Genomic DNA, 25,340 nt, shown 5'->3' with positions numbered 1-25,340 from the left:
TGTAGCCCCTCTATTCGTCTTGATTTACATCTGACATATAGTGCTCCACAAATATCTTTCTATACTTTTCATAGTTTGTCATATTCACATCAATATGATAGTGAATACACCACGCATCACGCTGTACAGGAACCCCAACGGTATAGCCAGCTTTTCTAAATTCAAATGACTGAGATACATCATAATAGTCAAACCCATCAAACAAATCTTCTCGCCACGGAATATCGTATTGCGTTGCCATCAATAAACCATCAATACATTCCACAGGCATAAATGTTTTTGACTCATGGTACGGCTTTTCTTGACTTGCCATATAAAATAAATCGTTCATATAACCAATTACTTTCCCAACAACTTCCCTGCCTTCATTCCATATCCCGTTTGGAGGAACATATTGGGCTCCAATCATTCCAATCATTCCAAGATGTTCATGTTCGTTAAATAATTGAAGTAATCCGTATAAAAATACCACATTCATAATGAAAACATCTTGGTGTATATATACTTTATATTTCGCTGGATGCGAAATCGCTTGATTATATCCGCTCGTCATACTTTTCGCATTCCGAATTGGCATAAATTGTACAATATAACCTGGAGGTACTGCCAATCTCAATATATGCCGTACGCACTGTGCATACATTTTCCGATCATTTATACATGTAACAAATAATATTGTTTTTTCAGCAGCACTCATAACTGTGATTTTTCTGCTTCAATAATATACTGAAATACGACCGTCTCAGCCATGAAGCCACTTCCAAGACGATATTTTTTACAAATTCCATATAACTCCTCAATAAGCGACTCATACATTTTATGATCAACATATACACGATCTACTTTACTAATCGAATAACCTGCTTTTAAAAACATTCGTAGCATTTCATTAAATGTAAAGAAACGAATATGTGTTTTATCTAGTAAGCCATATTCTGTATACGTCCAATTTCCAGCGAGTAAGGGAGCTAATACCGAAATGTGAGAAACGTTCGGTATACTAGCCAAAATTACACCATTTTGCTTTATATATGGTTTTACTTTTTCTATTACAGCCCACGGATCAAATAAATGCTCTAATACGTCCCCAAATATAACGCAATCAAACTGCTCTTCCTCATACGGCATATCCATTGTTTCTATATCGCCCAAAACAACATGATCCAGTTTTTCTTTTGCTTTTTCTGCTGCCTCTGGGAATGCCTCGATTCCTGATACACGTGTTCCATTTTCTTTAATAGCCGCTCCCAATGCACCGCTCGAGCAACCAATATCAAGAACTTCTTTCCATTCCTTTTTTATATGCTTTAATAAATTGGGATTCACTGCATTATAATAATGCACAGACTTTTCTTCATATAAAGAATTTTTTTGAGGATTCATTTCACACACTCCTTATGCAAATTGAATTTGAAATATAAACTTCATATGAAGTCTATAAATGTAACCATTACACCGATACTTTACTATATAGCCAATCTATTAGAGTTAGAATCGTGATACGCCATTTCTAAAAAAAACAACCTATAACGATTTATATTGTTTATCAAAAACACCCCGAAAATATTTGCGGTTATATTCAATTGCAGCATTATTCGGAACATAAGAAGCTGCTAGTTCATTGTAATAATAAGCTTTATCTTGCTCTCCTAACTTGCTATAACAAATACACATTTGTAAATAGGGAATCCATGTGTAGCTAGCTGGACTGTGAAAAGGACTCTCTGTTGCCATTGGCACTTCTGTTGCAAGTTTAAACCAAAAAATTGCTTCATTATATTTTTGTTGTTCCATATATATATATCCTATTCTTGTACAATTCTCTCCTCTAGGGACATCATACCGAAATGACTTTACACAAGATTCAACTGCCTTCTCCCACATTCCAATCTTTGCATAGCAATCTCCTAACTTACCGCATGCATAAATTTTCTCTTCATACCATCCTTCGTCTTGATTAAGAAATGTTTCATATAGTAGAACTGCATCATCATATTTTTGATTATCCATAGATTCATTCGCGTAATAAAATAAATCTCTCGGACTCAATTCTTCTCCAGCTGCTACAACATCTTGAAAAATTTTCAAATTACGATTTGTTACCTTTTTTTCTTTTTTATGTGTAATAGCAACATTACTACTAAAAGTTTCACCAGAAATAGCTAAATATTCATGAACCTTTCCAAACCATTGAAATTGTTTTTCACGCTTTACAAGTCGATTTCTTTTTGTACAATATAAAGGTTTCCCGTTAGAATCCATTGCAAGATGATACGGCATCGAAACAGCATCAATTTTAGGATCTAATTCTATTTTTAAAAGTTTCAACGCTTCTTGAGCATCTTCTAATAACACATCATCAGCATCTAGCCATAATATATATTCTTGTGTTGCTTTCGAAAAAGAAAAATTTCTAGCTGCCGCAAAATCATTAATCCATGGAAAGTCATATATGTTGGAAGTATATTGAGTTACAATTTCTTTCGTTCGATCAATGGAACCTGTATCAACTACAATAATTTCATCAACAATTTTTTCTACTGCATCTAAACATCGACCGATTGTATTTTCCTCATCTCGAACAATCATACATAAACTAATTGTAATTCCTTGCTTGTTCAACATAATCACCCTCTTCCAAATCAATCATATGTTATACATACAACAAACTTTCCACTTTTTTAACTTGCACAAGCAGTTTAAGATTTCTTTTCAATAATTCAAATGTCCGTGTCATTTTCTTTCGGTTTTGCATCTACTATATAATGAACGCTTTATGGAGGTGAATTTATGTCAAATAATAATTATTCAGATGGATTAAATCCCGATGAATCTTTATCAGCTAGTGCATTTGACCCTAATCTTGTAGGACCAACATTACCACCGATACCACCGTTTACCCTTCCGACTGGACCTACCGGACCTACCGGGCCTACTGGACCGACTGGACCTACCGGGCCTACCGGGCCTACTGGACCGACTGGACCTACCGGGCCTTCAGGACTTACAGGACCGACTGGTGATACTGGGGCTACTGGACCTACCGGACCGACTGGTGACACTGGGGCTACTGGACCTACCGGACCGACTGGTGACACTGGGGCTACTGGACCTACCGGACCGACTGGTGACACTGGGGCTACTGGACCTACCGGACCGACTGGTGATACTGGGGCTACTGGACCTACCGGACCGACTGGTGATACTGGGGCTACTGGACCGACTGGGGCTACCGGACCGACTGGGCCTACTGGACCATCAGGGCTAGGACTTCCAGCAGGATTGTATGCATTTAACTCCGGTGGGATCTCTTTAGATCTAGGAATTAATGATCCAGTACCATTTAATACTGTTGGATCTCAGTTCGGTACAGCAATTTCTCAATTAGATGCTGATACTTTCGTAATTAGTGAAACTGGATTCTATAAAATTACTGTTATCGTATACACTGCAGCAGTAAGTCTATTAGGTGGACTTACAGTTCAAGTGAACGGAGTACCTGTACCAGGTACTGGAACGAGTTTAATTTCAGTTGGAGCACCTATTGTTGTTCAAGCAATTACGCAAATTACGACAACTCCATCATTAGTTGAAGTAATTGTTACAGGGCTTGGGCTATCATTAGCTCTTGGTACGAGTGCATCTATTATTATTGAAAAAATTGCTTAATATTTTACTTAGCAGTAAAACTGATATCAGTTTTACTGCTTTTTCAATTTCAAATTCAATCATGAAACATTCGCTATCTACATAATCATATTGTTGTATGACATTTTGCAGGAGGCACAAATATGGAAAGTAAATCTGCTATTCAGCTTTATCTCGAATTGCTAAAGAAGACAATTTTATTTGAAATATGGTTAGAATACGAGGCATACTTACCCGCATCTCTACATATTTCGAAAGAACTAGAATTCGAACCAGTTACAGTCCCCCTCCCTTTATTCATTAAGCAATATGCCGAAAGCCATAACTTAAAAATTGTAAAACCAAATGTTTTAAAAAATGAACGTCATGATGGAATGGATTGGCCAAGAGCAGCACATAGCATGATTGGTCGAGAACGTATGAACCAATTACAAGAGGCAATGGAAAGCGTTGTTCGTGAAAATATAGAGGGTGACTTTATTGAAACAGGTGTATGGCGCGGGGGATCGTGCATTTTTATGAATGGTTTTTTACAAGCAAATAACATTACGAATCGTAATGTTTGGGTTGCAGATTCATTTGAAGGTTTGCCAGCACCGAATCTAGAACAATATCCAAAAGATTACGGTGATTATTTACACACATTCGATTACTTACGCGTCTCTTTAGAACAAGTACAAGAGAATTTTAAAAAATATGATTTACTAAATGATCAAGTGAAATTTTTACAAGGATGGTTTAAAGATACTTTACCAACAGCACCAATTGAAAAAATAGCAATTGCACGGCTTGATGGTGATATGTACGAATCCACCATGGATGGTCTCGTGAACTTATATGATAAAGTTTCTAAAGGTGGCTATATAATTATCGATGACTACGGGCTACCGTCATGCGCTGAGGCTGTGACAGACTTTAGAAATCAACGAAATTTAAAAGCCCCTATTACTAAAATTGATGTATTTGGCGTTTATTGGAGAAAAGAATAAAAAAGATTTAATCTATAGGAGATCCCATTTTCACTCATCCTTCTCTCACTTCTAACTCAATAAAATATTTTTTTCGGAATCTCCTTACATATAACAATCGTTTTCCTGTGTTCTCTCACTACAAATTGAAAATTTTATTAATAGAGTTACTGTGAATAACTGGATAAAAAAAGTGCTGTTTACTGCATATTTTCACACAAGAAAGGGGTATACTCATGAGCGAACTTGACAAAGAAATGACTTTACTCCCCCCTCCTGAACTCGTCCAATATGTAGGTGGCGACTTCGAAAAGGTTGGAAAAGAGTTCATGAAGCACTTTGTTAAAATCGGTGTTTTAAAATCGAACGAAATAGTACTAGATGTAGGCTGCGGCGTTGGCCGAATGGCTGTACCATTAATGAATTACTTAACTGATGATGGAGCGTATTATGGATTTGATTTGTTTAAAGATGGCATTACTTGGTGTCAAAATAACATTTCAACTATACGTAATAATTTTCATTTTAAACATGTTGACATATACAATCAATTTTACAATCCAGAAGGAAAAGAAGATGCCTCTCAATATCGTTTTCCTTATGAAGACGGGACATTCGATTTTATCTTTTTAACTTCTGTATTTACGCACCTTCTTCCAAAAGAATTAGAACATTACGTATCTGAAATTGTACGTGTATTAAAAAAAGGCGGAAGATGCTTTATTACGTTCTTTTTAATAAATCCTGAATCATCCTATTATTTAAATGCTGGACTAAGCACATTAGGTTTTTATCATCAAATTGAAAATTGTTATGTCGTAAATAAGGATATTCCTAATTTCGCAGTTGCTTATCCTGAAACAGATATTTGTACTTTATTGAATAAATACGGCTTAGAAGTAATACATAAACCGCATTATGGTTTATGGTGCGGCCGACAGGAACATACAAGTTATCAAGATATTGTTCTTGCAAAAAAAAGGTTTTGAAAGGGAGTTACGTATGACAAGTGAAAAGAATCTACCTCTCGTTTCCATACTTATCCCCACTTATAATCGACCACATTATTTCACAATCGCCCTGGAAAGTGCACTTGCTCAAAATTACCCAAACATCGAAATTATTGTAGGAGACGATAGTACGAATGATGATACAGAAAAATTAATGCACGAAAAATATTTACCAAACTATTCCCATATAACATATATCCGAAATAGTACTACTTTAGGACAATTTCATAATGACCTCATGCTCTTAGAACACTCTAGTGGAGAATACATAAATTTCTTAATGGACGATGACATATTCCACAGTAATAAAATTAAAAAAATGATGTTCTATTTCCAACAAGACTTAGACCAAAAACTCGCACTTATCACATCATATCGCAATTGGATTGATGAGAATGGAGATTTAATTGAAAACCATCCCGCTATAAATAGATTGTATAACGAAAATACTTTACTAAGTGGGGTAGATTTTGGGAATCGTATGCTTTTATCTGGACAGAATATTATCGGTGAACCTACGACTGTACTCTTTCGAAAGCAACTATTAACAGAACCATTTGGCACATTAAATGAAAGGAGTTATTCTTGCAGTGTAGATATGGCTTCTTGGATAAGTTTACTTTCAAAAGGTGATGCAGTTTATATTACCGAGCCATTAAGTTCATTTCGTTTTCATGCCGGACAGCAAGTACACCATAAATTACTTGAAGGGTCTGAAGATTTTTCACAGCTCGTTTTAACCTCAAAAAAATATGGGTTCTTACAAGATTTTAATGATTATAGAGCTAGCCTACTAAAAGCCTACGAATGGTGTAGAGGCGCATTTGAATTTTATAAACAATACCCCAACCTCATTCCAGATGCACACATACGTCTTTCCCGCTGTTTAAATATAGTTATAAAAGAATTAAATGCAAAATAAGGGGGGCGCTATTCCTCCCTATTATGTATGACTTCCCACAAATAGTGGAATAAATGTATGCATAGTCTGCTTGTATATTATTTTTATCATGACATGATCCATATACTTACTAGGCGATAGAAAGGAATACATACATTGAAAGATCCAAATTCTCAATATCAAATAGACTACGTATTACTATTCATCTTATTTGCCATTGGGACTGTTAGTTGCTTTGCAATTGCAAGCGCACAAGCCTCTTTGCCACCATTTTTGCAAAGCGTAAATTTTGTGCTAAAGCAAATCCAATGGTACTTCATTGGATTTATAGCCATTGGTGTCATTATGATTATTGATTTCGATCGTTATCAAAAAATTGCTTGGTATTTATATAGCTTTGCATTGGTACTACTAATTGGACTAGAACTTCAAGTACCAGGTGCCGTCACAATTAAAGGTGCTACAGCTTGGTACATGCTCCCAGGCATCGGAAATTTCCAGCCTTCTGAAATTATGAAATTGTTTTTAATTCTCGTCACCGGACGAATTATAGCAAATCACAATGAGAAATATTTTTTCCGAACAATACACGACGATTTTTTGTTACTCGGAAAAATATGTGCAACAAGTTTGCCACCTCTGCTACTTATTGCAAAGGAACCTGATTTAGGAAACACGATGGTAATTTCAGCTATGCTCGCAGCAATGATATTAGTTTCTGGTATACGTTGGCGTTTTATTTTCGGATTAGTTTCTGTCATTTTTGCTGCCAGTTTTACATTAACTTATATTTTTTTTACTCATACAAAATTCTTTAAAGCACACATTTTACAAGAATATCAACTAAATCGCTTTTACGGCTGGTTAGCTCCATACAAATATGATGCGCAAGGCTATCAATTAAGACAAGCTTTTTTAGCTACTGGATCCGGAGAAATGCAAGGAAAAGGTTGGGAACATGGACAAGTATACTTTCCAGAACCACATACAGATTTTATTTTCACTAATGTCGCTGAGCAATTCGGCTTTTTAGGCGCAAGTGCCATTATTTCACTTTTTTTCCTACTTATTTTCCGCATGATTCATATCGCTTTAGAAAGTAATGATCCTTTCGGTAGTTACATCTGCGCTGGTACAATCGGAATGTTTACTTTTCAAGTATTTCAAAATATCGGGATGACCATCGGATTACTACCTATTACAGGAATCACATTACCCCTTATGAGCTATGGAGGAAGTTCCTTACTCACATACATGATAGCGATTGGATTTGTTTTAAACGTTCGCTCAAGAACGAAAATTTTTATGTTTAAATAAAATACAAAAACAGTATATTTTTATCTCTATCCTTTTTTAGATATACTAATGAAAAATATGGTGGAGGTTTAAATATGAAATATGACATTATAGGGGATATTCATGGATGCTTTCAAGAGTTTCAGGATTTAACGACGAAACTCGGATATAACTGGAATAGCGACCTGCCGATTCATCCTGACCAACGTAACCTTGCATTTGTTGGCGATATTACAGATCGCGGCCCTCATTCATTACGTATGATTGAAATTGTATGGGAACTTGTCATACATAAAAAAGTAGCTTATTACGCTCCCGGAAATCACTGTAATAAACTATACCGATTTTTCCTTGGGCGTAACGTATCAATCGCTCACGGGCTCGAAACAACTGTTGCCGAATATGAGGCACTTCCTTCTCATAAACAAAATATTATAAAAGAAAAATTCATCACACTTTATGAGCAATCCCCTTTATATCACGTACTCGATGAAAAAAGGTTAATTGTATGTCACGCCGGAATTCGACAAGATTACATAGGAAGACAAGATAAAAAAGTACAAACCTTTGTACTATATGGCGATATTACAGGAGAAAAACATGCTGACGGCTCTCCTGTCCGTCGCGACTGGGCGAAGGAATATAAAGGACAATCTTGGATTGTATATGGACATACACCAGTAAAAGAACCTCGCTTTGTAAATCATACAGTCAATATTGACACTGGTGCTGTATTTGGCGGCAAATTAACCGGACTACGTTATCCTGAAATGGAGACTGTTTCCGTCCCTTCCTCTCTACCTTTTGTCCCTGAGAAATTCCGCCCAATTTCATAACTACCCTTATTAAAATTACGAGGATTACCGTATCGTTTAGATGGCTCTCCTATAAAAACTGGGTAAAGCAATGAAAAAAAGATGCAATAAAGTGCATCTTTTTTTCATTACACAGCATATACTGTCGCAGGAGGTGACAGAATGAAGAAAAAATCTTCTAAACAAAAAAGAAAATGCCCGCCTTTTTATCTGCCCATGTACGGAATTAACAACTGGTGCAGCATTCGATCTGCAGCTTTAGAAGAACTGGAAGGACAAGAGGCTTCCCCCAAAAACAAAGCTAGACCAAAATATGTCTCTTTAGAAAATGCTGTAATGAGCCGCATTATTGATAATAGAAAAACAAAGATGCAACAAAAAAACAGACCTCTCTCTACTCACACTGAACAGATTGTGCCTTCTGAGCAAACAGAGAAAAACATAGAAGAAAACATCCCTGTAGAAATAAATAAAAAAGCGGGATCAGAAATTCCAGCTGCTATTATAAATCAAGTAAAAAAAATTAAAGAAGCATTAGCACCATCCCATGATATACAAACAGAAAAAACGATCATCATTCAGACCCCTACACCTGAAAATAAAAAAGTAAAAAAAGGCGGGCGGTATGCACATGCAGAGGGGCTTCACTCTAATGCAGAGGGTACAGCTTCACATGCAGAAGGGCTTCTTACACACGCAAAAGCTTCTTTCTCTCATGCAGAAGGATCAAAAACAAAAGCAACTGGACATAGTTCCCATAGTGAAGGAAGTGAAACGACCGCAGGCGGCTCTTATTCTCATGCGGAAGGTAAACATACAATCGCTTTAGGCGAAGCAGCACATGCAGAAGGAACCGCGACTATCGCTAACGGATTCTCTTCTCATGCGGAAGGTAATCATACATCAACAGCTCATTTTGCAGGTAGCCATATTATGGGGCGCTTCGGCACAGCAGAAGAATCTTACTCTTGGTTTATTGCAAACGGCACAAATGAAACCGATCATAATATCGGTGCAAAGTGGCTTGCTCATAATGGGGAAATGTATATTGATGGCGCTTCTTACAATGCAAGTGGAACTGATTTTGCACAAATGTTTGAAACAGCAGACAATAACCTTATTGAGGTAGGTTATTTCGTTACATTTAGTAGCGAAGAAAAAATTCGGATTGCTACTTCAAACGATTCATTCATTTTAGGAATATCTAGTGCAACCCCCGCTCTTATAGGAAATAGCGGTACTTTAAGTTGGCAAAAACGCTATAAAACAGATAACTTTGGAAAACGCCAGTATGTACGTACGGAATCGCAAGACATACAACCTCTTTTAAATACAGAATGGGATCCAACTTGCAAATATATAGCAAGAAAAGATCGTACCGAGTGGCTTCCTGTCGGATTAATTGGACAAATGTTAGTACGTGATGACGGCACTTGCGAAACGCATGGATATTGTCGTCCAAATAACGATGGCATTGCTACAAAATCCGAAAGTGGATTTTTCGTTATAAAGCGTACGGGTGAAAATCAAATTTTAATATTATTCCGCTAAGAAAAAAGGGAACAAAATTCTTCGTTACATAAGAATTTTGTTCCCTTTTTAAGTATGTCTTAATACCTCTTCCATATCGCTTGGAATCGTTGTAGTGAAAGACATTTCCTTCTCTAAAATAGGATGATAAAACGTCAAAGATGTACTATGAAGTGCTTGACGTTTTATCACATCTCTTCGTCCTCCATATAAATCATCACCAAGTAACGGGTAGCCTATATGAGCCATATGTACACGAATTTGATGTGTTCTTCCTGTCTCAAGCTCAAGTGATACATGCGTCTTATGATTGGCGCTATCCATCACTCTAAAATGAGTAACTGCTCTTTGCCCATCTTCACAAACTATTCGCTCAATAATGCTATCCGATTTCCGTCCAATCGGTGCGTCAATTGTTCCTTCTCGTTCAATCATCTCACCATGAACGATTGCTTCATACGTTCTTTTCACAGCTTTTTGTTGATGCTGTTTCGATAAAAGATGATGCACGAAACGATTTTTTGCAATAAGCATAAGCCCTGAAGTATCACGATCTAATCTTGTTACGATGTGCACCGTACTTGCAAGATGCTGCTTATCATAATGAGATAAGAGCGCATTTGCAACACTCCCTACCGGATGTTCTCTAGACGGAATCGTTGACATGTTCGCCTCTTTGTTTATGACAAGAACTGCATCATCTTCATATACAATACATACAGGGATATCTTCTGCAATCATCCCTTCACTTCTTTCCTCCACTGGAAAAAAGACACGTAATTGTTCACCAGCTTGCAACTGATGACGAACGCTCGCATGTTGATCATTTACTTCAATAGCTCCGCCGTGAAATTTTATGTCCGTTAATGCGGCTTTAGAAATCCCTTTTGTTTTTAAAAATTCTCTAACTAAAGTTCCCTCTTCAGCCGATCCTATATCCCATTTCAATGTAAATCTGTTCAAATATATAAACCCTTTCTATTTATCTGCAACAAACGAGTCACGAACTCGTTTCCAGAACGGGAATGGACGGAAACGAACAAATCGTACTTTCTCGTTTGCAACGCGATACTGGATTGATTTCACATCTTGATGAACCATCGTTAAATGGTCCACCGTAATTTGTAAGTTCATTCCCGCAGCCGGCTTCAACACACATGTATGATGCTTCGGCAGTACGAGTGGCGAGCCTACAGTACGAAACACACGGTTATTAATAGATGCCATTTCTGCAATTTGAATCGCTTCAATAGAAGGGTGAATAATCGCTCCGCCAAGCGCCTTATTATACGCAGTACTTCCCGAAGGAGTAGAAATACAAAGGCCATCCCCGCGGAACGTTTCAAAGTACTCTCCGCGTATTTCCACTTCTGTTACTAATGTACCTTCCGCACTTTTAACAGTTGCTTCATTCATCGCCAAATACTGTGACTCTTTACTCCCATTCACATAGCGAATAATCACTTCTAAAAGCGGATATTCCACCACTTGGAATGGTGTTTTAGCAATTGCAATTACTAATTTCTCTACTTCTGTCGGTAACCAATCTGCATAGAAACCTAAATGCCCTGTATGTACTCCAACAAATGCTGTTTCATCCAATCGATTATAATAACGATGAAACGCATATAAAAGCGTTCCATCTCCCCCAACAGAAATTACAATATCGGGTTCCTTTTCATCCATTATAAATCCAAAATCTAGCAAGTACTCTTTCATCGTGCCTGCCAATGTATCTGATGATTGATCTCCCTTTGACATAATTGTAAATTTCATCGCCCAACACCCTTTAGTTTATGATTCGGAATCTTTCGTTTCTTGTTTTCTTGAAAAAGCTTTCTGCGCTTCTTGAATCTCAAGACGAATAGAAGACATTTCTTCATCTAATAAAAACGCTGCTTCCGCTGCGCGTTGCAAGCGTATTTTAATATCTTCAGGAAAACGTCCACTATATTTATAATTTAAAGAATGCTCAATTGTTGCCCAAAAGTTCATTGCTAACGTGCGTATTTGAATTTCTACCAATACTTTTTTTTCTCCCTGAATCGTTTGAACTGGGTAACTAATGACAACGTGGTAAGAACGATAACCGCTATCTTTCTTTTGCGTGACATAATCACGCTCTTCCACGATTTCAAAGTCATTTCGTTTTCGAAGATATTCTACAACAGGCTTAATCTCATCAACAAATTGACACATCATTCGAAGGCCCGCGATGTCTTGCATATCTTCTCTTAGCCGGTCTAGTGGTACATTTCTCTTCTCCGCTTTATCAATAATACTTGCAACCGACTTTACCCTTCCTGTTACAAACTCAATTGGAGAATGCTCCGTTAACATTGCAAATTGAGTACGCATTCCTTTTAGTTTCACTTTCAGCTCTGCCACCGCTTGATGGTAAGGTGCTAAAAATTCTTCCCAATTTCGCTTCATTTCAACCACCACCAAAATCAATCCATTTGCTTATAGAAATACTTTTTCTACAGCAGTTACTAGTTCTTCACCGTAATTTGCATTACCTTCAATATTTTCAACTAAATATTCTACTTCTTCTTTTAAACTTTCTAATTCCATTTCAACGTCATTCACACGAACGAACATTGCCATATCTTTATTCATCGCTTCATGCATTGCTTCCCAGCATGTGTGCGGAATACTTACATAAATGAAAGATGATTCGTTTTCTAAGATATATAAAAATGATAAATTGTCTGAGTCTACAAGTACGTGATTACGCGCACTTAACTCCTTTACCTCTATTTCATTATTTTCCGCACAAAAAATAAGAGCATTCTCTCTCTTTTCTACGCTCTTAACTTGAATTTTATTTTGCATGCTCTAACTCCTCCATCTCAACTTCCTGTCTTACTTAACAGTATTATTGTATCATAACATGAACGCAAACAAATAAAACATTGAACCAAATTTATGAAAAAGCGATAATGTGTAAAGAATTATTTCTTAAAAGGAGCGCATACAATGACACAAGAAATTGAAATTGAATTTAAAAATATTGTTACAGAAGAAGAATTCAATACATTATGTAAATCATTCTCTATTGAGGTATTTACAAAACAAGTGAATCACTACTTTGAAACACCGGATTTCTCTTTAAAAGAAACTGGCTCTGCACTTCGTATTCGTCATAAAGGGGAAACTTATACATTAACATTAAAACAACCTGCAGAAGTCGGCTTGCTGGAAACTCATCAAGTCGTAACAGAAGACGAAGCAAGAATGATGATGGAAACAAACGTAATCATTCCAGGGGCTGTAATGGATCAACTACACAAATTACAAATTCCTGTTTCCGCTTTAACTTATATGGGCAGTTTAACAACTGAAAGAGCCGAAACGTTATTTGAAGGCGGAACGCTTGTCTTTGATCATAGTTTCTATTACAATCACGATGATTATGAAATTGAATTTGAAGTGCAAGATGAAGAAACAGGCAAAGCTGCATTTATTCATTTATTAAAGCAGCACGACATACCAATCCGTCATACAAATAATAAAGTAAAACGCTTTTTCCTTGCCAAACAAAACAAAGCACGCTAAAGTGAAAATTCCACTAGTGAATACGTTCTACTAGTGGATATATCTCACTTTTTAAAAGAAAAAGATTCTTTTACATCTGTAGAATAAGCAAAGAACGTTATGAAGGCTGTTTATTTGCCCTCTGGAACGTTCCATTGCTACAATAGATATACATTTCATGGAAAAAGGAGTTTATAAAGGATGAGCAAGCAACCGATGACACCATTTGAAGCAATTGGCGGTGAACAATGCATTGCAATATTAGTAGACACATTTTATTCCTATGTCAGTAAACACCCTGACCTATCTCCCATCTTCCCGGATGATTTAACAGAAACCGCTAGGAAGCAGAAACAATTTTTAACGCAATATTTAGGTGGTCCTAATTTGTACACTGAAGAACATGGTCATCCTATGTTAAGAGCACGCCATCTTCCGTTTGAGATTACTCCAAAACGAGCAGAGGCTTGGCTATCATGTATGGAGCAAGCAATGGATGACACAGGAGTGCACGGTCATATAAGAGAGTTCGTTTTTGAACGTTTAGCATTAACTGCTCAGCATATGGTTAATACTCCAAACGAAACAGGTGAAGTGTAATGGATAAGCAGGAAGCAAAGCATATCAATATGCCATCTCCTTCCGCATGTGAGCATAAGTCTGTAGAAGCATATTTATTTATTGATCCACTTTGTAAAGATTGCTGGGAAATTGAGCCCTTTATTATTAAACTATGGCTTGAATATGGGAAATACTTCTCTATTCGTCATATCGTAACAGGAAAAGTGGACGGAACGAACGCTTCCTCACACAAATGGAATAAACCTGCTAATATTCGATTTGTGTGGGAAAAGACAACAAGTTTACAAGGTTTTTCATGTGATGGAAAGGTACATATGCAAGAAGCATCGTCAACACCCTATTTAGTTTCGATGGCAATTAAGGCAGCGGAGTTGCAGGGCCGAAAAGCAGGTTCGAAGTTCTTGCGAAAACTCCAAGAATACATTTTCCTTGAAAATGTATCAAACCCTGACTGCGAATTATTACTTGCATGTGCAAGAGATAGCGACATTGATGTAGAAGAATTTAAAAAAGACCTACATTCCGCTAGCGCAAAAAAAGCTTTCCAATGCGACTTAAAATTTACAAATGAGATGCATATTACAGAAATACCCTCTCTCGTATTTTTTCATGCGAATTCAGATGAAGAAGGTATTAAAATCGCTGGAACTTATTCCTACGACGTATACGTACAATTACTGAAAGAACTTGTAAAATGTGAAATCGAGCCAGAACCATTACCTTCTTTAGAAGTGTTACTAGAAGCAACGCAATTTATATCTTCAAAAGAAGTAGCATTTATATATGACTGCTCGCAGCAAGAGATCGAGCGTGAATTAAAAAAATTACAACTGAAACGAAAAGTACAAATGATTGACGTAAAATGTGAGCGTTATTGGAAATGGATAGCAAAAGAAAAAGACCTGGTGTAAAACACCAGGTCTTTTTCTTTACGGCTTATAAAAATATTAAAGGGGATGGGAGAAATTTTCACGTTCAAACAAAGGGGTATATGTTTGTATGTGAATTCGTTCACGCTTATTATATTACAAGATTCGACGTCAGATGACAACCCCTTTTGTCGAATTTCACACTTTTGTCACATTCTAAACGTTTTCATTTCTGAATAAGCTATAAAAAAGCTATTTTGGAGGTGTTCTGTATGAAAAAAACGTATATTTTACTTATCTTACTAGCTGTCATCGTTTCTTTTTTCTTGTACATCCTCTCTCTACTACAAGCTTTTCCTAAAATTATTGCCTTCCCTCTTTTATTTGGAATCATTGTCATCGCTCTCTCTTATTTCAACCATAAAAAACGCTTTAAAGGGTTTTAACTACAAAAAAAATCGCAAAACTGCCTTCTATTTTAGAAAAAAGAAGGCAATTCACTTTATTCGTTCGACAAATATCGACAAAAAAGATTTAAAACAAAACAGACGAGGTAAATTCCTCGTCTGTTTTCTTACTTCTCTTCAAATAATAATGCTTCTAATTCATTTAATTTCTCTTCAAATACTTGCAATGCTTCTTTTACAGGTTCTGGAGATGCCATATCTACTCCAGCTTTTTTCAGCACTTCAATTGGATAATCTGAGCTTCCTGCTTTTAAGAACTCATTAATGTAACGTTCTACTGCTGGTTGCCCCTCTTCTAAAATTTGTTTAGATAGAGCCGTTGCTGCACTAAATCCTGTTGCGTATTGGTATACGTAATAGTTGTAATAGAAGTGCGGAATACGAGACCATTCTAAACCAATTTCTTCATCGATTACTAAAGCATCACCGAAATATTTCTTATTTAAATCATAGTAGATCTCCGTTAACATGTCTGGCGTAACCGCGTGTCCCTCTTGTACTTTCTTATGAATAATATGCTCAAACTCTGCGAACATCGTTTGACGGAATACAGTACCACGGAATCCTTCTAAATAATGATTTAATAAGTATAGACGCTCTTTCTTATCTTCTGTCGTTTTTAATAAATAATCGTTTAGAAGCGCTTCATTACAAGTTGATGCTACTTCTGCAACGAAGATTGAATAATCACCGTATACGTGCGGTTGCGTTTTTCTTGTGTAGTAACTATGCACGGAATGACCGAACTCATGAGCAAGTGTATATAAATTATTTACATTATCATGCCAGTTCATTAAAATATACGGATTTGTTCCATATGCACCAGATGAATATGCTCCGCTTCGCTTCCCTTTGTTCTCATACACATCTACCCAGCGATTTTCATATGCTTCTTTTAAAATGTCAACATACTCATCACCAAGTACGTTTAAAGATTTTAATAACATATCTTGTGCTTCTTCATACTTCACATTCATTTTCACTTCTGGTACAAGTGGTGTATATAAATCATACATATGAAGCTCATCAAGTCCTAATGCACGCTTACGAATATCAATGTAACGATGTAGCAAGTGTAAATTATCATTTACAGATTCAACAAGTTGATCATACACGGCTTCAGGAATATTATTATTACTTAATGCCGCTTGACGTGCAGAATCGTATTTACGAACACGTGCATTGAAATTATTACGTTTCACAGCTCCGCTTAACGTACTTGCAAATGTGTTCTTATATTTTCCGTACGTTTCATATACAGCTTTGAACGCATCTTCGCGCACACGACGATCATCACTTTCTAAAAACTGAATGTAACGACCATGTGTAATTTCTACTTCTTCTCCATCCTCACCTTTAATAGATGGGAATTTCAAATCCGCATTATTCAACATACCAAATGTATTACTTGATGCACTCATTACTTCAGATGCTTCTGCTAATAGAGCCTCTTCCGCTTCAGATAATACGTGTGGGCGTTGACGCGTAATTTCTTCTAATGCATGTTCATATACACTTAAGTCTCTATTTTCTTTCAAGAATGTTTGCAGTGTATCTTCTGAAATCGATAAGATTTCAGGCACAATATATGCTGTGCTACTAGATACTTGTGAATATAAATTTGTCGCGCGGTCATTTAACGCTTGATACACAGAGTTTGTTGTATCTTGATCGTAACGCATATGTGCATATGTATATAGCTTACCTAATCGCATTGAAATTTCATCTTCATATTGCAATGCTTCAAGTAAATTGTTCGCAGAATCACCAAGTTTCCCTTTAAATTCAGTTAACTTCGGTAATAGCTCTTTAATGGCTTGGAATTCTTTTTCCCATTCTGCATCTGTTTGGAAAATATCTTCTAATCGCCACGTACTTGATTCTTCAATCTCTTTGCGATCTGGTAATGTTTTTGCTGTATTTTGTTCAGACATCCTTTAAGCCCTCCTTTAAATATCTCTACTTACATACAATTCGATTTTTCTTATGTAATTCCTTCACGATCAGTCTTTATTATATCCCCTTTTCCTTCTCTCATGTTGTACTTTGCCTCAAATAAAGATAAGGCATACGCTAAGCAAATTTCATCATATTTTATAACTTCCTCCTCTGTTTTTAACATAGCTACCTCTCTTTTTTTCTGGTACTTATAAGTCCCTACTTTCTGCAATACACCTGCATAACATAAAAATGTCATATATTCAGTAACTGCTACTTTCCATATATGCCGTGAAAAGTAAGGGAGCATGCGCCTTTTCGTATACGTTTTCACATAACTACACACATACCCGAGGGAAATACAATCCCCTACCGCAACTTCACCTATACACTTCATATATAGAAAAGCTTGCCATACAAATGGATTGGTTTGAAAAGCAAATGAAGACGGGAGCGGCACACCAATTTCAGAAGGAAAATTTGCTGGGGTACATTTACATTGATATAAGAGGCGTAATAGTGACTTATGATTGTAATTCCAAATCGGCAGAGCATTTTGCCGAAAATAGCTCTTTCGCTTTTTCCATTCCTCACCTAATGTTTCTTTTCGGAAAGAGACGGGAGAAAAGAGCATTTCAAAAGTAGTCGTTTCAGTTGGTAAATAGATAATATGTGAGAAAGAGACGCTTGTAGAAAATGAAGTGAGAAATGCGCATTTCATAAATGATTTTTGTTTCGAACAGAAGAAAATAAGAAATGGCTGAGGATAAGATTGTAAGGAGAAAGCCATAAGTGAGGAGAATTTCATCCAATATGCTGATTGCCTTTTCAATTGATTTCCACCAATGATCCAAATGACCTGTATACCAGCTCGCCAATACGAATAGGTTCGTTTGTACAGCTGCTCTATAGAAAGATTTGCGCATTGGTATTCAATCGCAATCGTTCTCCCTGCTCTCTCTATGAAAATATCTGGTCGTTGCTGAATCTCTGGAAGATAGTGCTCTATATACACAGGAAAGTTTTGACGTTTGAACCACCTATATAACAATTCTTTACCGTGCATATGATACATAGATTCCGCTTCATAAAAGGCAAGACACGCGTCCATTTTCTTATGAGCAAAATGCCAACTTTTTTGTTTCCCTAATTTCATTTGCACTTCCTTCCCGCAAGCTATGCAAAAGAAGCTTTCCATTTTACGCATACGATGTAAAAGCTCTTCATCCTGATGATAGAGTAGATGAATTTTGTCTCCGTTTTCTCTTTTGGCGATAAACATCGGAATCACACCCTTTCAGCTCCTTATATTCTACAATTTATTACAAATTCCTTTTAAAAAAGAGATGTCCCAATTTCGGACATCTCTTTTTATAATAAAGGTGATAATAATCGATACGTCGATTCAACAATTCGTCTATGAAGACGCCTTTTATGAAAACGATCGACATGAATTTCACTTGATTCTTCTATATCCTCTTTATAATCTTGAACGAGTTTTCGAATGCTATCTGTATCATATAAAAAGGCATTTACTTCAAAGTTCAAATGAAAACTTCTCATATCCATATTAGCCGTCCCAATTGAAGCTAAATCAGAATCGACAATGACAACTTTACTATGGAGAAAACCTTTTTCGTATTCATATATCTTTACCCCTGCATCTAAAAGCTCTGGGAAGTACGATCTCGATGCGTAAAAGACGGTGCGCTTATCAGGCTTACTCGGCATTAACAAACGGACATCAATACCAGCAAGTGCCGCTACCTTTAATGCGGATAAAATATCATCATCCGGAATAAAATACGGCGTCGCAATCCAAATGGATTTCCGTGCAGAAGCAATCATGGCAAAGTATAAATGTTTAATTGTTTCCCATTTATTATCTGGTCCACCTGCAACGAGCTGTACGCCTCCCCAATGATCACCCTCAACTGCTTTCGCTTGTAAATATTCAGGGGCCAGTACAGCCTCACCAGTCATATAAAACCAATCTTGAAGGAAAATAAGTTGCAAGCTTTGAACAGCTTCACCACGCAAATATAAATGCGTGTCTCGCCAAAAACCGAAATACTTATCCTTCCCTAAATATTCATCACCAATATTTAATCCACCTACAAATCCTTCATTCCCATCAATAATAACGATTTTTCGGTGGTTTCGATAATTAATCTTATCGTTTAAAATTGGAAAGCGCACAGGGAAAAATGGAATCATTTCGACACCTGCGTCGTTTAATTCTTCAATATATGAATTCGATAATCTAAAACTTCCAACCGCATCATATAAAAAACGTACGACTACGCCTTCTTTTGATTTTTGTATTAAAATATCTTTAATTTCTGTTCCAAGCTTATCATCACGCACAATGTAATATTCCATATGAATGTGATGTTTCGCTCGTTTTAATCCATCTAAAATGGCCTGAAACGTTTCATCTCCATTTGTTAATGTTCTCGTTTCAGTTTGAAATGAAATATTTAAAGCGCCTAAGCGGTCCGCTAAACGAAATAACAACTCTTGATGCTTATGATTACGCAAAATCCGTTCTTCGTAATCTTCATGCCCCTTGTATTGTAAAAATGCTTGTTCATCGAGCAACGCCTTTTTTTGGAACATTCTCTTCCTTCGAAAGTTCTGTCCGAATAATAAATAAGCGAAAAATCCAAATACCGGAAAAATCCCTAACACAATGAGCCATGTAAGTGTTTTAGACGGATGACGGTTCTCTAAGAAAATAACGCAGCCAATTAAAAATGCAGATACCGTAAATAAAATACTAATAATACCTAAAATCGAAACATCTTTTATCCCAATTACATCCGAATAAAATGCTACATCAATAAACATACGTAACGAAACAAATAACGCGAATAATAGTAAAACAAAGAAAATCAACTTTAGCGTATTTTTCATCTCTTACCTCCTTACTAAGAAAGCTTTCCTATTCTTCATATAAAAAGCCGATTTCATACTACAGAAATCGGCCTACGTTTTAGCAGGAAAATTATTGCGAATTGTTTCAAGCGCATGCTCTTTCACAATTTGTTTCCCATACTCACTTACACGATGAATTGTTAAAGTTGACTCTTCTCCGTACTCTAAAACAATACTTAAAATACGATCAATTTCTTCTTCATCATGTAGCACTTCATCGAATTCCACATATACATAATAGCGGTTCTCAAATGAATATAGCTCATCTTTTATATCTTCAAAGATAAGACGGTGGCTTAATGAAATGACATCTTCAAAATCATTAAACTTAATTAAAAAGCCAAACGTACCACCTTCGTTAAAGTTTGTTCCTGCTTGTTCTTCTACCTCTTCCACTAATTCTTGCTGGAATAATGATTCAATACCTTCATCTAGAGGAATGTCTATAATTTTATCTACACCTATTGGTAGTTCTAGCTTTTGTCCATCCTTTGAAAGCTCCGCTTTTGTTACAAGTACTTCAATCCCTTTATCGACTGCTTGCACTTGAATCCATAGCGGTCCATCAATAAAGAAATCATCATGATCACGAGCTTCGTCCATCATCTCCCAAAAGAGCTCTTCACTTCGTTCGCGGTCATACCAAATTTCTTCACGATTAAACCCTCTATCCTCTATATCAATGTACGTAATAAAAAATTTCATCGTATGGTCATTAATTCTTTCAATATCCAAAATACAACTCTCCCTTCCTGTTTGGAATTGTTATGAAGGGATTCCCCACTCATATGACAAATCAATAGATTCTTGTACTCTCATTTTATGATAAGATTCTCCAGAATGGAAATAAAATCGATTTATTTTACAAAAATAGTTATATGCCTATCTTTATTCGACCATCTACACAAATATATCATTATAGCGATTTCTCACCCACAAAAAATTTGGACATACATTTCCATCTTCCCCCGTACACTGTAATAAAGTGAAACTTTTATTAGAGAAGATGATTTAATCTCTCTCTTCACCACATACATATAGTTCGCTTATTAAAACATCATAAATGGAGGCAGACGAATGGACTTAGAGTTTTTAACATCTGTACTAATGATTGTCGGTATCGATGTTGTATTAGGTGGTGACAACGCAATCGTCATCGCACTAGCTAGCCGCAATTTACCTGAATCAAAACGAAATAAAGCCATTTTGATTGGTACTCTTTTAGCAATCGTACTAAGAATTCTCCTTACTATACTAGCTGTCTATTTACTCGACATTCCATTTCTGCAACTTATCGGGGGCGTTTTACTTACATTAATTGCAGTAAATTTACTAACTGATAATAGCAACGATCTTTCCGCTATTCAAGGAAAAACAACTTTATTTCAAGCTGTGCGTACAATTGTATTCGCTGATCTCGTTATGGGGTTTGACAACGTTATTGCTATTGCAGGAGCAGCTCACGGAAGATTATTACTCGTAATAATCGGCTTACTCATTTCTATTCCGATTATTATTTGGGGCAGCAAACTCATTTTAATACTTATGGAACGCTTTCCATTCCTCATTTATTGCGGAGCAGCGATTCTCGCCTATACAGCAGGAAAAATGGTCACACATGAAGACAGACTTGCAACCTTTTTTCATAACAACCCAAGTTTCACTGCAAGCATTCCATACTTGTTTATTTTCACCATTTTATGCATCGGCTTTATCGTGCAACAAGTTCGATTACGAAATGTGAAACATTAAAAAAAACCTTCTACTATATAATAGGTAGAAGGTTTTCATATTATTATAATTAATTTACAAGACGCTGTGCTTCACGTAATTGGAACGTTCTTACTGTACGTGGTAAGAAACGGCGGATTTCGTCTTCATTGTAACCTACTTGAAGGCGTTTCTCGTCAATCATAATTGGACGACGTAAAATCCCTGGATAGTCACGAATCATCTTATATAAATCTTGAAGTGGTAAAGACTCTAAGTTTACATTTAATTCTTGGAAAACTTTCGAACGAGTAGAAATAATCTCATCCGTTCCGCTTTCTGTCATACGTAAAATCTCTTTAATTTCCTCAATCGTTAATGGATCTGAGAAAATATTACGTTCTGTATAAGGAATATGATTTTCCTCTAGCCATAATTTCGCCTTTCTACAAGACGTACAGCTTGGAGAACTATATAATGTTACCATACAAAGCTCACTCTCCTTAAAGAGTACAAATTCTGTACTAATTACAGTTTAAATTTCTAAATTCAGCAATTTTTTGCGATACCTTGTCTTAAAACAAAGTGCAAAAATCGCATTTCATGTAAGCAACAACTTTTAGCAAACAACAATTACTTTTAATAAGTAACTTCTATAATCATTATACAATAGATTTTGCAAGAAATATACAGTAAATTTCCTTCTAATTGAGAAAACTCTTCCGTGCATTCCACTGCTATGTAACATGATCACACTCTCTTTATCTGTACTTTAACAATACCTCCAACCCTCTTAACGCTTGCTTTTCATAGATTATTCATATGATATATAGTTATTTTCTCAGAATCTTTCCTATAAAAAAGAGAACGTTTTCTTACCTTTTCTTGATAAATCAATTAAGAAATGTAAGACTATACAAGTGAGAATCAAAAGGAACATTTGTTCTCATTTTAACAAACATTCTCATTCGTGTCTATACGATTTCTAAAATAAATCAATAATTTTTCTGACATTTCTTTCTTTTTTACCTTTTATCTCATACAATAAAAATACAGACAGGCAAAGGGGGAATTTGCAAATGATTGCTTTTTTTATTGATTTTGTCACGGTTGCTGCCCTCATCATCGGAATAACAGCATTGATTGGTGTCATTACAAATAGCATTGGTGAAAAGCTCTTTGGCGGAAAAGAAAAAATGAAGTTTGTTAATAAAAGCTTGGATGTCCAATCCGGCTGGAACCAAGTTGGCGGGAAAGGTATTTATAAGAAACGTACGTATTAAAAAAAGCAGGCGGTTAGCCTGCTTTTTTCTTATTTCTCTACTGACGCCCATTTAAAGCTTAAATCGCCGCCATATTTATGATTGTACATATTTTTAATTGATTCTCTTTGTATATATGCTCTACCACGTTGATATACTGGAACAATCGCAGCGTCATCAAGTAACATTTTCTCTGCTTCTAGTAAGTTTTTCCAACGAGCATTTACATCACTTCCATCTTTCTTCGCTTTCATGATAATTTCATCATATTTCGGATTAGAGTATTTCATTTTATTTTGTGATCCGTCCGTTACAAACATATCAAGGTATGTAACTGGATCTGGGAAATCTGCACTCCATCCAGAGAATGACATCACATAATCGCCCGCATCTTCTAATTTTAGTTTTTGCGCAAATGGCTGTTGTTTAATTTTCACTGTTAAACCTGGTAAATTCTTTTCTAATTCACCTTTTAAATATTCACCTGTTTTCTTCGATAATTCAACGTCTTCATTTAATAGCTCTAATTCAATTTCATTTTTACCAAGTTCTTTTTTACCAGCTTCCCAATATTTCTTCGCTTCTTTCACGTTTGGTTTTACAATATCTCCATTTACAGCACGGAAGTCTTTCTTATCTGGCCCTTTAATGAAGTTATCAGGAATTAATCCTGTTGCCGGCTTAGAACCGTTATTTAATAATGTATCAACGAACGGCTTACGTTCAAAAGCAAGTGAAATTGCTTTACGAATATTTTTATTTGCTAAAGCTGGGTCTTTTTGATTTAAACGAAGGAAGAATACAGATGTATCTTCTACTGTTTGGAAATCTGGTTTTCCTTTATATTTATCGATGAACTCTGCTAATAACGTCGCTCGATCGACTGCGTTTGTCTCATATAAATTAATTGGCGTAGACGTATCTTTTACAATATTAAAGTTTACTTCCTCAATCTTCACTTCTTTATTGTCCCAATATGACGCGCTCTTTGTCATTTTAAAGCTACGTTCATGTTGCCAATCACTTAATGTAAATGGTCCATTATAAAGTGTTGTATTCGCTTCCAAACCAAACTTCGTACCTTGCTCTTTTACAAACTTTTCATTCACAGGATAGAAGATTGGATATACCATTAAATCTACAAGGTATGGAATTGAATTGTCTAATTCCACTTCTAATGTATGATCATCAATCGCTTTCACGCCTAATTGATCTGGACTCATCTCTTTTTTATTGATTTTCTCTGCATTTTTTATATCATACATAATGTACGCTGATTTCGCAGCTGTATCTGGGTTAATCGCTCTTTGCCATGCGTATACGAAATCCTTCGCCGTCACAGGCTCACCATTTGACCATTTTGCGTCTTCACGTAATTTAAATGTATATTTTTTACCGTCTTCTGACTTTTGGAATTCCTTCGCTACACCAGGAACTAGCTTATCATCTTTTCCTAAACTGTATAAGCCTTCCATCGTATTAGTCATTACTCTTGAAGAAACTGCATCAGCTGATAACGCTGGATCCATCGTTGGAATTTCTTGTGTTTCAATTAAGTTAATAACTTGCTTCGCACCGCTTTTCCCGCTATCCCCTTTTGCGTTCGCTTGCGGTTCATCTTTTTGGTAGCTACATGCCCCTAACATCATGCTCATCGCTACTGTTGATACTACAAAAACTGGCATCTTTTTTTTCATACTTCCACCCTCCACAAAAATGTTAGCCCTTTCATTTTCAAACAAATAGAAATATATATATGTTCTAACAATTCATATTATACACACAAATATATTTTTTGTATATTTATATTTCTATTTTATTAAAATTTTCTGTTTAAAAATAAACCTGTGTAAACGTTTTATATTGTTGA

The 25,340-nt window shown here is 36.0% G+C and carries 26 protein-coding genes; 13 read left to right on the top strand and 13 right to left on the bottom strand.

The genetic code is table 11. The features are described 5' to 3' along the window. Positions 1 to 10: 10 nt before the first annotated feature. The 3 genes from KZZ19_RS06110 to KZZ19_RS06100 form a co-directional block, all read right to left on the bottom strand. A complete protein-coding gene (locus KZZ19_RS06110; RefSeq protein ID WP_237979856.1) occupies positions 11 to 697 on the bottom strand; it encodes a glycosyltransferase family protein in 687 nt (228 codons plus the stop codon). Next, positions 694 to 1,383: a class I SAM-dependent methyltransferase gene (locus KZZ19_RS06105; protein WP_088095563.1), complete on the bottom strand. Its 690-nt coding sequence runs from the start codon at positions 1,381 to 1,383 to the stop codon at positions 694 to 696. The genes KZZ19_RS06110 and KZZ19_RS06105 overlap by 4 nt, the downstream gene beginning before the upstream one ends. Positions 1,384 to 1,524: 141 nt before the next feature. Next, positions 1,525 to 2,625, bottom strand: coding sequence for a glycosyltransferase (locus tag KZZ19_RS06100; RefSeq protein ID WP_237979855.1), 1,101 nt, complete (start codon positions 2,623 to 2,625; stop codon positions 1,525 to 1,527). A 165-nt stretch (positions 2,626 to 2,790) separates the two neighbouring features. Between KZZ19_RS06100 and KZZ19_RS06095 the strand changes: the two genes are divergently transcribed. The 7 genes from KZZ19_RS06095 to KZZ19_RS06065 all read left to right on the top strand — a co-directional run bounded on the left by KZZ19_RS06095 (position 2,791) and on the right by KZZ19_RS06065 (position 10,189). Further along, positions 2,791 to 3,669 (top strand): BclA C-terminal domain-containing protein, encoded by an 879-nt coding sequence (locus KZZ19_RS06095; RefSeq protein ID WP_348638029.1) that lies wholly within the window; start codon positions 2,791 to 2,793, stop codon positions 3,667 to 3,669. Positions 3,670 to 3,791: 122 nt separating this feature from the next. Further along, positions 3,792 to 4,637, top strand: coding sequence for a TylF/MycF family methyltransferase (locus KZZ19_RS06090; protein ID WP_088095560.1), 846 nt, complete (start codon positions 3,792 to 3,794; stop codon positions 4,635 to 4,637). 215 nt (positions 4,638 to 4,852) lie between these two features. Further along, complete coding sequence (locus KZZ19_RS06085; RefSeq protein WP_237979852.1) at positions 4,853 to 5,605, top strand: class I SAM-dependent methyltransferase; 753 nt, start codon at positions 4,853 to 4,855, stop codon at positions 5,603 to 5,605. A 13-nt stretch (positions 5,606 to 5,618) separates the two neighbouring features. Next, positions 5,619 to 6,548: a glycosyltransferase family 2 protein gene (locus tag KZZ19_RS06080; RefSeq protein WP_237979850.1), complete on the top strand. Its 930-nt coding sequence runs from the start codon at positions 5,619 to 5,621 to the stop codon at positions 6,546 to 6,548. 135 nt (positions 6,549 to 6,683) lie between these two features. Continuing rightward, positions 6,684 to 7,844: an FtsW/RodA/SpoVE family cell cycle protein gene (locus KZZ19_RS06075; RefSeq protein ID WP_237979848.1), complete on the top strand. Its 1,161-nt coding sequence runs from the start codon at positions 6,684 to 6,686 to the stop codon at positions 7,842 to 7,844. 74 nt (positions 7,845 to 7,918) lie between these two features. After that, complete coding sequence (prpE, locus tag KZZ19_RS06070; RefSeq protein ID WP_237979847.1) at positions 7,919 to 8,659, top strand: bis(5'-nucleosyl)-tetraphosphatase PrpE; 741 nt, start codon at positions 7,919 to 7,921, stop codon at positions 8,657 to 8,659. A gap of 141 nt (positions 8,660 to 8,800) precedes the next feature. Beyond that, positions 8,801 to 10,189, top strand: coding sequence for a peptidase G2 autoproteolytic cleavage domain-containing protein (locus tag KZZ19_RS06065; protein ID WP_237979845.1), 1,389 nt, complete (start codon positions 8,801 to 8,803; stop codon positions 10,187 to 10,189). A gap of 48 nt (positions 10,190 to 10,237) precedes the next feature. On the opposite strand, the gene KZZ19_RS06060 is transcribed toward KZZ19_RS06065, so the two are convergent. The 4 genes from KZZ19_RS06060 to KZZ19_RS06045 are packed head-to-tail and all read right to left on the bottom strand — an operon-like array spanning position 10,238 to position 13,003. Continuing rightward, complete coding sequence (locus KZZ19_RS06060) at positions 10,238 to 11,131, bottom strand: RluA family pseudouridine synthase (protein WP_237979843.1); 894 nt, start codon at positions 11,129 to 11,131, stop codon at positions 10,238 to 10,240. Positions 11,132 to 11,146: 15 nt separating this feature from the next. Next, positions 11,147 to 11,944, bottom strand: coding sequence for an NAD kinase (locus KZZ19_RS06055; protein ID WP_000673186.1), 798 nt, complete (start codon positions 11,942 to 11,944; stop codon positions 11,147 to 11,149). An 18-nt stretch (positions 11,945 to 11,962) separates the two neighbouring features. Further along, positions 11,963 to 12,601: a GTP pyrophosphokinase gene (locus KZZ19_RS06050; RefSeq protein WP_064476808.1), complete on the bottom strand. Its 639-nt coding sequence runs from the start codon at positions 12,599 to 12,601 to the stop codon at positions 11,963 to 11,965. Positions 12,602 to 12,631: 30 nt separating this feature from the next. Continuing rightward, entirely contained in the window at positions 12,632 to 13,003 is a 372-nt protein-coding gene (locus KZZ19_RS06045; protein WP_016088885.1) for a hypothetical protein, read from the bottom strand. Between the two features lie 144 nt (positions 13,004 to 13,147). Here KZZ19_RS06045 and KZZ19_RS06040 point away from each other — a divergent pair, with 144 nt between their 5' ends. The 4 genes from KZZ19_RS06040 (at position 13,148) to KZZ19_RS06025 (ending at position 15,602) form a co-directional block, all read left to right on the top strand. Next, on the top strand, positions 13,148 to 13,726 hold the full coding sequence (locus KZZ19_RS06040; protein WP_237979841.1) for a CYTH domain-containing protein: 579 nt from the start codon (positions 13,148 to 13,150) through the stop codon (positions 13,724 to 13,726). Positions 13,727 to 13,906: 180 nt separating this feature from the next. After that, positions 13,907 to 14,305, top strand: coding sequence for a hypothetical protein (locus KZZ19_RS06035; RefSeq protein ID WP_000043382.1), 399 nt, complete (start codon positions 13,907 to 13,909; stop codon positions 14,303 to 14,305). Continuing rightward, entirely contained in the window at positions 14,305 to 15,198 is an 894-nt protein-coding gene (locus tag KZZ19_RS06030) for a ClpXP adapter SpxH family protein (RefSeq protein WP_088095551.1), read from the top strand. The genes KZZ19_RS06035 and KZZ19_RS06030 overlap by 1 nt, the downstream gene beginning before the upstream one ends. Before the next feature lie 230 nt (positions 15,199 to 15,428). Further along, positions 15,429 to 15,602 (top strand): hypothetical protein, encoded by a 174-nt coding sequence (locus tag KZZ19_RS06025; protein ID WP_088095550.1) that lies wholly within the window; start codon positions 15,429 to 15,431, stop codon positions 15,600 to 15,602. A gap of 128 nt (positions 15,603 to 15,730) precedes the next feature. Here KZZ19_RS06025 and pepF read toward each other — a convergent pair whose 3' ends face one another. The 4 genes from pepF to mecA form a co-directional block, all read right to left on the bottom strand. Further along, on the bottom strand, positions 15,731 to 17,557 hold the full coding sequence (gene pepF, locus KZZ19_RS06020; protein ID WP_000003387.1) for an oligoendopeptidase F: 1,827 nt from the start codon (positions 17,555 to 17,557) through the stop codon (positions 15,731 to 15,733). A 50-nt stretch (positions 17,558 to 17,607) separates the two neighbouring features. Beyond that, entirely contained in the window at positions 17,608 to 18,852 is a 1,245-nt protein-coding gene (locus tag KZZ19_RS06015; RefSeq protein ID WP_237979840.1) for a competence protein CoiA, read from the bottom strand. Between the two features lie 80 nt (positions 18,853 to 18,932). Continuing rightward, positions 18,933 to 20,477 (bottom strand): cardiolipin synthase, encoded by a 1,545-nt coding sequence (locus KZZ19_RS06010; RefSeq protein WP_000799207.1) that lies wholly within the window; start codon positions 20,475 to 20,477, stop codon positions 18,933 to 18,935. 72 nt (positions 20,478 to 20,549) lie between these two features. Next, positions 20,550 to 21,233 (bottom strand): adaptor protein MecA, encoded by a 684-nt coding sequence (gene mecA, locus KZZ19_RS06005; protein ID WP_237979839.1) that lies wholly within the window; start codon positions 21,231 to 21,233, stop codon positions 20,550 to 20,552. 342 nt (positions 21,234 to 21,575) lie between these two features. Between mecA and KZZ19_RS06000 the strand changes: the two genes are divergently transcribed. Beyond that, positions 21,576 to 22,250, top strand: a complete 675-nt coding sequence (locus tag KZZ19_RS06000; RefSeq protein WP_088095547.1) for a TerC family protein — start codon at positions 21,576 to 21,578, stop codon at positions 22,248 to 22,250. Between the two features lie 49 nt (positions 22,251 to 22,299). Here KZZ19_RS06000 and spx read toward each other — a convergent pair whose 3' ends face one another. Further along, positions 22,300 to 22,695, bottom strand: a complete 396-nt coding sequence (gene spx / locus KZZ19_RS05995; RefSeq protein ID WP_000258267.1) for a transcriptional regulator Spx — start codon at positions 22,693 to 22,695, stop codon at positions 22,300 to 22,302. A 592-nt stretch (positions 22,696 to 23,287) separates the two neighbouring features. On the opposite strand from spx, the gene KZZ19_RS05990 reads away from it, so the two are divergent. Beyond that, positions 23,288 to 23,491: a hypothetical protein gene (locus KZZ19_RS05990; RefSeq protein WP_000559978.1), complete on the top strand. Its 204-nt coding sequence runs from the start codon at positions 23,288 to 23,290 to the stop codon at positions 23,489 to 23,491. Between the two features lie 29 nt (positions 23,492 to 23,520). Here the strand turns inward: KZZ19_RS05990 and KZZ19_RS05985 are convergent, their stop codons facing one another. Continuing rightward, positions 23,521 to 25,167, bottom strand: coding sequence for a peptide ABC transporter substrate-binding protein (locus tag KZZ19_RS05985; RefSeq protein ID WP_000728618.1), 1,647 nt, complete (start codon positions 25,165 to 25,167; stop codon positions 23,521 to 23,523). Positions 25,168 to 25,340: the final 173 nt, after the last annotated feature.

Origin of the sequence: Bacillus thuringiensis (genome assembly GCF_022095615.2) — a bacterium.
GTDB classification, from domain to species: domain Bacteria; phylum Bacillota; class Bacilli; order Bacillales; family Bacillaceae_G; genus Bacillus_A; species Bacillus_A cereus_AG.
This window is presented reverse-complemented; position numbering and strand designations above follow the sequence as displayed.

Coding starts and splice junctions, on each gene's coding strand:
- KZZ19_RS06110 (WP_237979856.1), bottom strand. CDS start 697: ATGAGTGCTGCTGAAAAAACAATATTATTTGTTACATGTATAAATGAT.
- KZZ19_RS06105 (WP_088095563.1), bottom strand. CDS start 1,383: ATGAATCCTCAAAAAAATTCTTTATATGAAGAAAAGTCTGTGCATTAT.
- KZZ19_RS06100 (WP_237979855.1), bottom strand. CDS start 2,625: ATGTTGAACAAGCAAGGAATTACAATTAGTTTATGTATGATTGTTCGA.
- KZZ19_RS06095 (WP_348638029.1), top strand. CDS start 2,791: ATGTCAAATAATAATTATTCAGATGGATTAAATCCCGATGAATCTTTA.
- KZZ19_RS06090 (WP_088095560.1), top strand. CDS start 3,792: ATGGAAAGTAAATCTGCTATTCAGCTTTATCTCGAATTGCTAAAGAAG.
- KZZ19_RS06085 (WP_237979852.1), top strand. CDS start 4,853: ATGAGCGAACTTGACAAAGAAATGACTTTACTCCCCCCTCCTGAACTC.
- KZZ19_RS06080 (WP_237979850.1), top strand. CDS start 5,619: ATGACAAGTGAAAAGAATCTACCTCTCGTTTCCATACTTATCCCCACT.
- prpE (WP_237979847.1), top strand. CDS start 7,919: ATGAAATATGACATTATAGGGGATATTCATGGATGCTTTCAAGAGTTT.
- KZZ19_RS06065 (WP_237979845.1), top strand. CDS start 8,801: ATGAAGAAAAAATCTTCTAAACAAAAAAGAAAATGCCCGCCTTTTTAT.
- KZZ19_RS06055 (WP_000673186.1), bottom strand. CDS start 11,944: ATGAAATTTACAATTATGTCAAAGGGAGATCAATCATCAGATACATTG.
- KZZ19_RS06050 (WP_064476808.1), bottom strand. CDS start 12,601: ATGAAGCGAAATTGGGAAGAATTTTTAGCACCTTACCATCAAGCGGTG.
- KZZ19_RS06045 (WP_016088885.1), bottom strand. CDS start 13,003: ATGCAAAATAAAATTCAAGTTAAGAGCGTAGAAAAGAGAGAGAATGCT.
- KZZ19_RS06040 (WP_237979841.1), top strand. CDS start 13,148: ATGACACAAGAAATTGAAATTGAATTTAAAAATATTGTTACAGAAGAA.
- KZZ19_RS06035 (WP_000043382.1), top strand. CDS start 13,907: ATGAGCAAGCAACCGATGACACCATTTGAAGCAATTGGCGGTGAACAA.
- KZZ19_RS06030 (WP_088095551.1), top strand. CDS start 14,305: ATGGATAAGCAGGAAGCAAAGCATATCAATATGCCATCTCCTTCCGCA.
- KZZ19_RS06025 (WP_088095550.1), top strand. CDS start 15,429: ATGAAAAAAACGTATATTTTACTTATCTTACTAGCTGTCATCGTTTCT.
- pepF (WP_000003387.1), bottom strand. CDS start 17,557: ATGTCTGAACAAAATACAGCAAAAACATTACCAGATCGCAAAGAGATT.
- KZZ19_RS06010 (WP_000799207.1), bottom strand. CDS start 20,477: ATGAAAAATACGCTAAAGTTGATTTTCTTTGTTTTACTATTATTCGCG.
- KZZ19_RS06000 (WP_088095547.1), top strand. CDS start 21,576: ATGGACTTAGAGTTTTTAACATCTGTACTAATGATTGTCGGTATCGAT.
- spx (WP_000258267.1), bottom strand. CDS start 22,695: ATGGTAACATTATATAGTTCTCCAAGCTGTACGTCTTGTAGAAAGGCG.
- KZZ19_RS05990 (WP_000559978.1), top strand. CDS start 23,288: ATGATTGCTTTTTTTATTGATTTTGTCACGGTTGCTGCCCTCATCATC.
- KZZ19_RS05985 (WP_000728618.1), bottom strand. CDS start 25,167: ATGAAAAAAAAGATGCCAGTTTTTGTAGTATCAACAGTAGCGATGAGC.